11 protein-coding genes and 1 pseudogene are annotated in these 10,538 nt (G+C 71.8%); 5 read left to right on the forward strand and 7 right to left on the reverse strand.

From position 1 onward, the window contains the following. Nucleotides 1-17 precede the first annotated feature (17 nt). Nucleotides 18-611, forward strand: a complete 594-nt coding sequence (locus AB0K34_RS44415; RefSeq protein WP_364554543.1) for a hypothetical protein — start codon at nucleotides 18-20, stop codon at nucleotides 609-611. A gap of 46 nt (nucleotides 612-657) precedes the next feature. On the opposite strand, the gene AB0K34_RS44420 is transcribed toward AB0K34_RS44415, so the two are convergent. The 5 genes from AB0K34_RS44420 to AB0K34_RS44440 form a co-directional block, all read right to left on the reverse strand. Then, the gene (locus AB0K34_RS44420; protein WP_364554545.1) at nucleotides 658-1,140 is read right to left on the reverse strand and encodes a hypothetical protein; all 483 of its coding nucleotides are present in this window, start codon (nucleotides 1,138-1,140) and stop codon (nucleotides 658-660) included. Between the two features lie 125 nt (nucleotides 1,141-1,265). After that, nucleotides 1,266-4,913 (reverse strand): protein kinase, encoded by a 3,648-nt coding sequence (locus tag AB0K34_RS44425; RefSeq protein ID WP_301177092.1) that lies wholly within the window; start codon nucleotides 4,911-4,913, stop codon nucleotides 1,266-1,268. Nucleotides 4,914-4,998: 85 nt separating this feature from the next. Then, nucleotides 4,999-6,195 (reverse strand): MFS transporter, encoded by a 1,197-nt coding sequence (locus AB0K34_RS44430; protein ID WP_240808395.1) that lies wholly within the window; start codon nucleotides 6,193-6,195, stop codon nucleotides 4,999-5,001. Continuing rightward, nucleotides 6,188-6,994: a DeoR/GlpR family DNA-binding transcription regulator gene (locus tag AB0K34_RS44435; protein WP_338072624.1), complete on the reverse strand. Its 807-nt coding sequence runs from the start codon at nucleotides 6,992-6,994 to the stop codon at nucleotides 6,188-6,190. Before AB0K34_RS44435 ends, AB0K34_RS44430 begins: the two co-directional genes overlap by 8 nt. A 30-nt stretch (nucleotides 6,995-7,024) precedes the next feature. Next, the gene (locus AB0K34_RS44440) at nucleotides 7,025-7,492 is read right to left on the reverse strand and encodes an ATP-binding protein (protein ID WP_138640387.1); all 468 of its coding nucleotides are present in this window, start codon (nucleotides 7,490-7,492) and stop codon (nucleotides 7,025-7,027) included. A 281-nt stretch (nucleotides 7,493-7,773) separates the two neighbouring features. Between AB0K34_RS44440 and AB0K34_RS44445 the strand changes: the two genes are divergently transcribed. Next, nucleotides 7,774-8,667, forward strand: coding sequence for a helix-turn-helix transcriptional regulator (locus AB0K34_RS44445; RefSeq protein ID WP_171069349.1), 894 nt, complete (start codon nucleotides 7,774-7,776; stop codon nucleotides 8,665-8,667). Beyond that, nucleotides 8,636-8,869: a DUF397 domain-containing protein gene (locus AB0K34_RS44450; protein ID WP_138640389.1), complete on the forward strand. Its 234-nt coding sequence runs from the start codon at nucleotides 8,636-8,638 to the stop codon at nucleotides 8,867-8,869. Before AB0K34_RS44445 ends, AB0K34_RS44450 begins: the two co-directional genes overlap by 32 nt. A gap of 39 nt (nucleotides 8,870-8,908) precedes the next feature. Here AB0K34_RS44450 and AB0K34_RS44455 read toward each other — a convergent pair whose 3' ends face one another. Further along, nucleotides 8,909-9,511, reverse strand: a complete 603-nt coding sequence (locus AB0K34_RS44455; RefSeq protein ID WP_138640390.1) for a DUF2867 domain-containing protein — start codon at nucleotides 9,509-9,511, stop codon at nucleotides 8,909-8,911. Between the two features lie 127 nt (nucleotides 9,512-9,638). Here AB0K34_RS44455 and AB0K34_RS44460 point away from each other — a divergent pair, with 127 nt between their 5' ends. Further along, nucleotides 9,639-10,211: a TetR/AcrR family transcriptional regulator gene (locus AB0K34_RS44460; RefSeq protein ID WP_138640391.1), complete on the forward strand. Its 573-nt coding sequence runs from the start codon at nucleotides 9,639-9,641 to the stop codon at nucleotides 10,209-10,211. A gap of 17 nt (nucleotides 10,212-10,228) precedes the next feature. Next, nucleotides 10,229-10,360: pseudogene (locus AB0K34_RS44465) on the forward strand (sigma factor-like helix-turn-helix DNA-binding protein); the annotation flags it as partial. An 87-nt stretch (nucleotides 10,361-10,447) separates the two neighbouring features. Here AB0K34_RS44465 and AB0K34_RS44470 read toward each other — a convergent pair. Further along, nucleotides 10,448-10,538, reverse strand: a 91-nt coding sequence (locus AB0K34_RS44470) for an acyl-CoA dehydrogenase family protein (RefSeq protein ID WP_353821960.1), incomplete at its 5' end; no start/stop codon positions are given.

A 10,538-nucleotide genomic window follows, 5' to 3' on the forward strand; every position in this document is an offset into this window, starting at 1 on the left:
ATCCAGGAGACCAGAGGTTGTCGCCTCGGATTCGCGGCCTGCACACCACCACCGCGGCCGCCTGGGGGGCGCACCCCGCCGGCCACGCCGCCGCCGGGGCCGCGGCGCCGCCGCCCGCACCCGACCCGGCCCCGCCCGCGGTGGCCCAACCACCCGCGGCGGAACAGCCCGCCGCCGACCAGCCCGCGGCGGACGAGCCGTCCGACGCGGCACCGCCGTCCGAGGCGGAGGAGCCGTCGCAGGCGGCCCCGCCCGCCGCGGAGCAGCCGTCGGAGGCCGCTCCGCCGGAGTCCAAGCCGTCCACCAAGGACACCAAGGACACCAAGGACGGCAAGCACGCCAAGGAGCTCAAGGAGTGCGCGGACGCCGACTGCGAGGTCAAGGTCCGCGACGGCCAGGTGATCAAGCTCGACAAGAAGTACGGCATGGCGCCGATCCGCATCAGGGTCGACGAGAACCGGATCACCCTCAGCAGCCGGGGCCAGGGCACCGTGATGTCCAGCTCGATGAACGCCTCGCGCTCCAACTCCAGCGTGACCTACAACGGCATCACGTTCAGCCCCAGGCTGAACAGGGACGGCTCGATCACCATGAAGGTCTCCCACGAATGACCCGCGCCACTGGGGGACGGGCGAGGCGCCCGTCCCCCAGCGCTCGCTACTGCGGGTCCGGCAGGTACAACATGCTCTTCTTGCGAAGGTACGAGGCGAGCAGCGCGCCCCAGATCCTGCGTCCCCGGAACGAGTAGACGCTCTTCTCCGTCAGGTCGACCACCGCCGGCTGGACGAGCGCGGCGAATCCGCCGGTTCCCTGCCGGAACGGCCTGCCCGCCACCACCTTGGCGGGCTCGTCCGCGTACTCCGTGACCAGCGCCGCGATCACCAGGACGCCCGACTGCGCCCCGCGCATCGCCCCCTTGCGGTTCTTCCCGAGTTGGCTCGCCTCGCGCGTGAACTGCTCCAGCGTCGCGGCATCGACGCTCTCCCTCTCCGCGACGACGGTGAACAGGTGCATCTTGGAGAGCGCCCGCCAGTTCGACCGGTAGGCGACCAGGGCCGGAGCCCCGGCGACCTCCTCGGTGGTCACCTCGCATCCATCGCCGACCACCCGCTCCCGCACCACGTCGATATAGCCGTCCAAGGCACCTCCACCACGACGAAAGACTCCCACCGGAAAATGTGGGCGCCTGATATTCCACGGCGGGGCGATCACTGGTCAATAGGTTTATGGAATGCGTTCTCTTCTCGCCTTGTCGTTGTTCCGGCTTATCGGGAGGTCGGGCAGATGGCCCGGTAGGGGACGCCGGAGGGAACGTACTTCGTCCATTCCTTGCGGGTGAGGGAGCGGCCGGCGATGGCGCAAGCCGCGCCGGTGGCGTTCGCGGGCATGGCGATGTTCCAGTGGCGGAGGACGGCGGCGCCGTCGGTCGTCATGAGGGTCTTGTTCCCGGCGTCGAAGGCCACGGCGGTCACCGCCTTGGTGTGGCCGGTGAGGGGTGAGCCCAGCTGGCGGTGGCTGGCGACGTCCCAGAGGAGGGCGGTGCCGTCGGCGCCACCGGTGGCGAGGGTGCGGCCGGAGGCGTCGAAGGCCGCGGAGGTCACCTGGCCGTTGTGGCCGCTGATGGGGGCGCCGCGCGACTGCCGGGTACGGACGTCCCAGAGCGAGACCGCCCCGTTCCCGCCGGTGGCGAGGGTCCGGCCGTCGCGGCTGAAGGCGAGCGCGGTCGCCGAGCCGGAGGGGTTGTCGAGCACGCCGAGGTCGCGGCGGCTCGCGGTGTCGAAGAGGTGCACCGCCGCGCCCATCCCGGCCGCCAGCGTGCGGCCGTCCGGGCTGAAGGCGAGCGAGGCCACCTGCTGGGACGAGTCGCCCAGCACGGCGAGCATGCGGCCCGTCCGGGCGTCCCACAGCTGCACCTTGCCGTCGACGACCGGCGTCGAGATCTGGGTCTGGGCGCCGCCGCCGGTGGCGAGGGTGCGGCCGTCCGGGCTGAACGCCATCACGTTGAGCATGGATCCCGGGCCGCCCTCGAACGGCCCCGTCCAGCGGCCGCCGGACCACAGGGAGATCTGGCCGTAGGTGTTGCCCGAGGCGATGCTCTTCCCGTCGGCGCTGACGGCCATCGCCGTCCCCAGGATGTCGGCGAGGTTCGGCGGCGGGCCGACTGGTCCGGCGACGCGTCCGCCGGTCGCGGCGCTGTAGGACGAGTAGCCGATGCCGGCGCCGCCGGGCGCGTGGGCCACCGCGAGGACCCGCCCGTCGCCGCTCGTCGCGGGGAGGATCACCTCGTCGGCCTTCTCGACGGGGACGAAGGGGCCGGGAAGCGGCTGATGGACCTTCGTGTCCCACAGCCGCACGGCGTTCTTCCTGTCGGCCAGGCCGGCGACGCCGCTGACGGTGACCAGCGTCCGCTCGTCGGTGAAGGCCCCCGCGAGGACCTGCTCCTGGCCGGTGCCGCTGACGGCCCCCGCGCGCACGCCCCGCACGACGTCCCACATGTCGGTGCCGATGAGCAAGGTCTTACCGTCGGGCGTGAACAGCGGCCTCTGGACGTACTCCGTCTTCATGGGGATGCGCGTGCCGATCGTCCGGCCGCTTCCTGTGTCGCGCAGCCGGATCGTCTTGTTGTGCCGTGCCGCGATGGTCCGGCCGTCCCTGCTCAGCGCGACCTCGTCGACCGGGCCGGGGATGGTCCCTTTGCGGCGGCCGGCGTGCACGTCCCATATCTCCAGTGCGCCGGGCAGGGCGAAGACGGCCGTTCCCGTGTCCGCGCTGAGGGCCGCCTTGCTGCCCTCGTGGGAGCGGGACAGATACGTGAAGGACGGCGGGAAGGGCACCAGGCGTGTGCGCCGGCGGGTCTGCGCGTCCCAGACGGTGACTCCGTCGGCGCCAATGACGGTCAGCGTCTTGCCGTCTGGGGAGAAGGTCACCGAGGAGGCGTGGGCGACGGGCAGGTCGCCTAGCGGCTTGCCGGTGGTCACGTCCCACAGCCGGACGGTGCCCTTGACCACATCACCGGCGGCTCCCGGCGCCTCCGAGGGGTTGCCCCTGCTGCCGGCGGCGGCCAGCACCCGGCCGTCGGGGCTCAGCGCCACGGGGAGGACGAGGTCGTCCCGGTAGTCGGCGTCCGGCAGCAGCCGCAGCGGCGCTCCGAGCTGCTTGCGGGCCTTCACGTCCCAGACCGCCACCGTGCCGTCGTCGTTGCCGAACGCGAGCCGCCCGCCGCCCGCCGCCACCGTGATCGGGTTCGGCCCGTACCCGGCGACCGCGCCCCGGCCGGACCGCGTGACGACGTCGAGGAGGGCGGCGCGGCTCTCCGGCGTCTCGTGGACGCGCTGCGCGGCGACGGCCAGCAGCGCCGCCGTCTCCGGGGAGCCAGCGAACTGCCGGCTCTGCGCGGCGAGCTGCTGCGAGGCCGCGATGTCGCGCTCCTCGCTCCGCGTCCGCTGTGCGTCGACGGCCCATCCCGTCGCGCCCAGCGCCACCACGGCGGTCACCGCCAGCACGCCCGCGATCGCCCGGTTGCGGCGCTTGTGCGCGTACCGGGCGCGGGCGCTGGCGTCCAGCAGGTCCCGTTCGAGGCGGCTCAGCGCGGGCCGCCGGGCGCCCGAGGTGGCCCAGCGCACCGCCTCGTCCATGTGCGCCCCGGTCAGGACGTCGGCGCGGCGGCGGCCGTGCTCGGCCCAGGTGCGGGCGGCCTGGCGGATGCGGTGGTGCGTGCGCAGGCCGTCGCGCTCGGCCTCGACCCAGCCCCGCAGCCGCGGCCAGGCCCGCAGCAGCGCAGGGCGGGTCAGCACGAACTGGCCGCCCGACATCAGCAGCAGCCGCCCGAACGCCTGCACCACCTCGCGCAGGGTCTGGGCTTCGGCGTCGTCCTGGCGGTCGAACAGCTCGTCTTCCGGGATGGGGCGCGTGGTCAGGCCGCCGTCCTCGCCCGGCACCACGAACCGCAGGAACAGCTCGGGGACGAGCCGCTGCGCCGCAGGCGGCAGGGCGGCGTAGGCGTCCTCGGCGACCTTGCCGAGGGCGGGGTCGCCCGGCTCCCAGCGGGCCTCCAGGACGGCCTGCGCGGCCCCCGCGGCGACCAGGTCGGAGCCGTCGCGCGGGTCGCCGGTCAGCGCGGTGAGGATCTCCGTCGCGGACGGCCTGGCCAGCGGCTCCTTGGCCAGCGCGGCGCCCACGAGCGGGCGCAGTGTCTCCGGCAGCACGTCCAGGTCGGGCTCGTGCGTCCGGACGCGGTGCGCGATCTCCGGCAGCGCGAGGCCCTTGAAGGCGTGCTCGCCGGTCGCGGCGAACAGCATGATCGCGCCCCAGGCGAACACGTCGGCCTCGGCCCCGGCCTGCCGTCCCGCGTACACCTCGGGGGCCATGTAGGGCAGCGTCCCGGCGAACGTGCCGGCGTCGGCCGAGCGGGTGTCCAGCACCCGCGCGATCCCGAAGTCGATCAGCCGGGGCCCGTCCGGGCCGAGCAGCACGTTGCCCGGTTTCAGGTCCCGGTGGACGACCTTGGCCCGGTGGATGGCGGTGAGCGCGGTCGCGATCCCGATGCCGAGCCGGTGCAGGTCGTCGCCGGTGAACAGCCGCCCGTCCCGGTCGGCGGTGCCCCGCACGACGGCCTGCAGGCTCAGCCCGTCGATGTACTCGCTGACGATGTAGGGACGCGGCGGCTCCAGCCGCACCTGGAGGATCCGCGCCGTGCAGAACGAGGCGACCCGCTGCGCCGCCCGGGCCTCGGCCGCCATCGCCTGCAACTCCTTGGGCGACTCCTGCGCCCCGTGCAGCACCTTGACCGCCACCCGCGTCCCGTCGGGGGCGTAGGCGTCGTAGACGACCCCCTGCCCGCCGGCGCCCAGCCGCCCGGCGGGCCAGAACTCCCCGATCCGTTCGGGGTCTCCCGGCTCCAGCGGATCCGGCATCCGATCACTCCGTCCGTCGCGTCACCCGCGCTTGATCACCAGCCGCTGTGACGCTACCGACCCCCTCGGAAGTTCGCCGGAAATGTCAGCCGTTCGGTGCCTCCGCAGGGTGGACGACGTCCGGGGCCGTCTGCGGAGTGCGCAGGATGCCCGCCGTGGCGGCCGCAACGGCGCACAGCACGACCGGCAGGAAGAACGTCAGGTTCAGCGGCATCACATGCGTCAGCGGGCCGATGACGGCGGGCCCGGCGAGCATCCCCAGGTAGCCCAGCCCGGCGACACGCGAGACGTTGGCGCCGACGGCGTCCGGGTCGTGGTGACCGGCGGCACTGAACAACTGAGGCACGCAGCCGGACAACCCGGCCCCGGCCAAGGCCCAGCCGACGAGCGCCGAAGGGACCCACGGGGACAGCGCCGCCACCGCCAGACCGAACGCGCCCAGAGCAGCGCCATACCGCAGGACGGCGACCGGCCCGAAGCGCGCCGCCACCCGATCGGCCAGCAGACGGCCGATGGTCATGGCGGTGGCGAAGGCCCCATAGGCGAAGGCGGCCGTAGAGGCGGACGCGTCCAGGGCATCACGCAGATGCAGGGTGCTCCAGTCGTTGGCCACACCCTCCGACAACATGACCATTAGCGCGAGAGCAGCCATCATCCAGATGCGCTTAGGCGTCCGAGCGCGGGCTCCACTCCCGGGAGCAGTCCCTTGGGGAGAGTCACCATGCAGCAGCGCCGGGGCGGTCAGCACGGCCAGGACAACCCCGAAGACCGCCGCCGCCCCCAGCGACACCACCGGGGACCAGCCCCACCCAAGCGTGCGGGCACCGACCAACGCGGCAAGCACTCCACCGAGCGAGAACGTCGCATGGAACGCCGACATGACGGGCCGCCGGTAACCACGCTCCACCTGCACGGCGTGGGAGTTCATGGAGACGTCCAGGGTGCCGTTGCCGATGCCGAGCACCAGCAGCGCCGCACCCAGAGTCCAGGCGTTCAGAGCAAGGGCCGGCAGAACCAGCGCGGCGCTGCACAACACCGCGCTCAGCGGCACCATGACGCGGGCGCCGACCCGGTCGGTGAACCGACCGGCGGCCTGCATCCCGGCAAGCGCACCCGCGCCGAGCAGCAGCAGGAGCCACCCGAGGACGGCATGCCCCACCCCCACGCGGTCCTCGATGACCGGTATGTGGACGATCCACATGCCCAGCACGAACCCGTTCAGCCCGAAGTAGGCGAAGGTGGCCGCCCGTCCCGCCCGCAGCTTCCTCCGCTGGTCAGACAAGGCGGACGTCCACGCCGGCGTCGCGGAGGCGGGACACCGCCGCCGCGGGCGCCGAGCGGTCGGTCACCACCATGTCCAGCGTGGCGGCGGGGCAGACGAGCCCGAGGCCGGTGCGTCCGAACTTGGCCCCGTCGCACACGGCGACGACGCGCCGGGCGGAGGCGATCGCGGCCCGCTTGACCGGCACCTCGTCGAGTTCGTGCGCGGTGAGCCCGTGCTCGGCCGACAGCCCGCACACCCCGAGGACCGCGGTGTCGACGCGCAGCGAGGCCAGCGACGCCTCGGTCAGCGGCCCGGTGAACGCCAGCGCGCCCGGCGCGGTACGGCCGCCGGGGACCAGCAGCCGCACCTGCGGCGCACCGCTCAGCGCGTTGGCCGCGTGCAGGTCGAGCGGGACGACGGTGAGCCGCCGCCCGGCGATCGCGCGGGCGACGGTCAGCGTGGTGGTGCCGCCGTCCAGGATGACGGCCTCCCCGTCGGCGAGCAGCCCGTCCACCTCGGCGGCGATCCGCTCCTTGACGTCGACCGCCTCCTGCTCGCGGACGGCGAACGGCATCGCCTCACCGCGCAGCAGCAGGCTCACCGCCCCGCCCCGCACCCGCCGCAGCACCCCGCGCTCCGCGAGCTGATCGAGGTCGCGCCGGATCGTCATCTCGGACGCCCCGGTCTCCTCGGCCAGCTCCCCCACCGTCACGCGCTCGGTGGTCCGCAACCGCTCAATGAGCGCAGCAACTCTCTCCGAACTCTCCACATGTGAGATCGAACATCCCCAATGTGCGAAAGTCAAGGGCGAACGCATGGGCTTTGACCGCCAGGCAAAGCCGAAGTATCAGGCGACGTTCCACGCGGCCCACACCACCTTGCCGATGGGCAGCGTGTACGACCCCCAGCCCGACGCGAGGGACTCGGCCAGCATGAGGCCCCGCCCGCCCTCGTCGAGCAGGGCGGCCTGACGGGCCTTCGGCGGCGCCGCACTGTCATCACGCACCTCGACGACCAGATGCGCGGCGCACAACTGGAACCGGACGAACATCATCGCCGTACCGCGCACCTCGATGTCCGTCCCGCCCGGTTCGCCCGTCGCCTCCAGCGCATTGCTAACCAACTCCGAGAGAACCTGCTGGCACGCCCACCGGCGGGCCTCGCCCACCTCCCACGCCCCGAGCAGCGCCCGAGCGAAGTACCGCGCGACCGGCACCGCGGACGGCAGGGCGGCCACGCCGAGCGCCTCCACCCGAACGGCCCCACCGCTCACCGGCGGCCGCGCCTCGACCACAGCGCCGACGGACACCGACATCGATCGTCTCCTTCGCTCCCGGGGGTCAAGCCACCGACCGCAGATGCGCCATACTCACCAGGACGATTCGGACCCTTGGCCACCAGAGCCTCGCCCTCAGTGACGGCAACCCGGCGCGCACGTGCACCGACGCACAGTGACAGCACCCTCAGCATGGCCCAACATCCTTGACTTTGGAAGTTCCATTCTGGAAGTCGTCCGATTGATTGTCATGTGTCCGTTCCGGAGAGTGACTACGATGCTGGACGGCCCCCGACCCCGTCCGGCCCATGGAGCGACCGATGTCCGCCACCGCCGACCGCCGCAGCCCCACCATCGCTCGCCGGCGCCTGTCCCGGGAGTTGCGCAGGCTGCGCCACGACGCCGGGCTCACGGCCGACAAGGTCCGCGGTGACATCGACTTGAGCCAGGGCAAGATGAACCGGCTGGAGACGGGCATCGGGCCGCAGCCGAACATCAGCGACATCCGCGTCCTGCTCGACTACTACAAGGTCTCCGACGACGAGCGGGAAGCCCTGCTCAACCTCGCCCGCCTCTCACGCGAACGCGGCTGGTGGGAGAGGGACTTCGGCGACGTCCTCGGCAGCGCCTACGCGGGCTTCGAGGCCGAGGCCGCGCGCATCTACACCTACCAGCCCCTCGTCATCCCGGGCCTCCTGCAGACCGTCCCCTACGCCCGCGCGGCGATCCGCGGCGACTTGATCCGGGACCCGGAGGAGACCCAACGCCGCATCGACTTCCGAGTCACACGGCAGCGCATCCTCGATCACTCCGACCCGCCACAACTGTGGGCGGTCATCGACGAGGCCGCGCTTCGACGCCCGTTCGGTACAGCCGCCCAACGACGAGAGCAACTCCAACGCCTGATCGACACTGGCGAGACCGAGCACATGACCGTGCAGGTCATTCCCTTCTCGGCGGGGATGCATCCGGGCCTGGCCTGCGGATTCACGCTGCTCGAGTACGAGGACGACCCGACGATCGTCTACATCGACATGGCACGCAACGCCTTGTATCTAGAGCAACCTCACGATATTGAGACTCATAGCCGCATGTATCGGCATCTCCAGGCCGCAGCTTTGGACAAGGACACGACCGTCCAGTTTCTGACCAGGCTGCTCGATGAAGTGAGAGACGAGCCCGATGAAGACATCCCCTCCCCACGGCACGGCTGATTTCCACCCGCTGAACAGCACCTCCTGGCGGAAATCCTCACGAAGCCAGGGGGCAGGCGCCGAATGCGTCGAGCTGGCTCAGACGGCCGGCGTCGTTGCCGCTCGTGATTCCAAGGATCCCGGCGGCCCATGGCTCGTCGTGAGCACCGCAGCGGCCCGGGTTCTGATCGACGCCATCAAGCAGGGCCGCCACGACCTCTGATTTGCAGCGGGAGTTTCGTCTACAGCCGGGCCGTCAGTATCAAGGCCGGTGGACCTTGGTGGTCGGGGGGCGGTTTCTCCAGGCGCGTTCCCATTGGCGGGTCAGCATCGGGTAGACGACCAGGTGGCGGAAGGGCGCGATGAGGGCCATGTAGAGCCGGCCCAACCGGCCGTTCGTCTTGACCAGGACGGCCATTCGCAGCTCGTAGTCACCGGCGGCGGCCGGTGCCCAGCCCAGGTGCATGATGCCGTGGACGGTCTTGTTCGCCAGTTCACGGACGTCCTCGTTGCCGAGCCGGTACACGGGCGAGAACGGTGAGTCGCCGGAATCCGGGACGGTGGTCTCGGCGAGGTCGTCCGGCAGGCGATCGCGCACCGATTCGACTCTGGTTCCGAGGCCGGTGCCGGGCTCGTCCCATCCGAGGAGGCGACCGAGTTTCCAGCGCACCGCGAACAGGAACTTGACCAGCCTGGGCTGTTTGCTGAATCCCGCGGCGTTCTGCAACAGCGCGAGCACTACGGGGAAGTCGTCCGGTCCCGCGCCGGGGGTGCGGTAGGACCACACATCCTGCAGTTGGAAGTCGGGGGCGATGGCGTGGATTCGCCAGGGCTGCTGCACGTGGGCTGACTTGGAGAGCCGCATCTTCACCTCATAGGGGTGCGGGCACTGACGTCGGCGGCCGTCTTACCGCCCTCAGCAGGTATACGGTTGCGTATAACAGCAGGCTAACGCGTTTATACGGTGGCGTATATGTGAGGTGAGGCACTCGATGGGCGTTCCCCGGACACCGCGGGACCACTGGATCGAAGAGGGGTTGCGCGTGCTGGCCACGGGCGGCCCGGACGCCGTGCGCGTCGAGGTCCTGGCCAAGAGGCTCGGCGTCACCAAGGGCGGGTTCTACGGGTACTTCGCCGATCGCGACGCGCTGCTGGAGGCCATGTTGGACGCCTGGGAGCGGGAGAGCGTCGACGAGGTGATCGACCGCGTCGAGAAGGAGGGCGGCGCCCCGGAGGTCAAGGCCCGGCGGGCGGGCATGCTCACGTTCTCCAGCGAGCGGCTGCTCCCCATCGACCTCGCCGTCCGGGACTGGGCCCGGCGGGACGCGGCGGTGGCCGAACGCCTGCGGCGGGTGGACAACCGGCGCATGGGCCTCCTGCGCGAAGTGATCGGCACCTTCTGCTCCGATCCCGACGAGGTCGAGGCCCGCTGCCTCATCGCCTTCTGCGTGGCGATCGGACACCACTCCCTCGCGGCCGACCACGACGGTCGCGACCGGGCGGACGTCCTCAACCGCGCCGCCGCCCTGATCTTCGGCACCGGGCCGCAGCCCACCCGCGGCTGACCACCGTGACCGGGCGGATCTGCCTGGACGCGCTCACCCCGGCCGAGCGGGCGGCCTTCGTGCTGCACGATGTCCTCGAGGTGCCGTTCGACCGGATCGCGGCGATCCTCGGGCGGAGCACACCGGCGGCCAAGATGCTCGCCAGCCGGGACCGGGGGCCGGCTCGCCGCCCAGGCCACGAGTTTCGCGGCGCCGGGCGCGCGGGCGCATCCGGCTCTCCTGGACGGCGTCCCCGGCTACTTGAGGAGCTGGCGGGCCATCACCATGCGCTGGATCTGGTTGGTGCCCTCGTAGATCTGGGTGATCTTGGCGTCGCGCATCATCCGC

The sequence above is a fragment of the Actinomadura sp. NPDC049382 genome (genome assembly GCF_040677125.1).
GTDB lineage: Bacteria > Actinomycetota > Actinomycetes > Streptosporangiales > Streptosporangiaceae > Spirillospora > Spirillospora geliboluensis.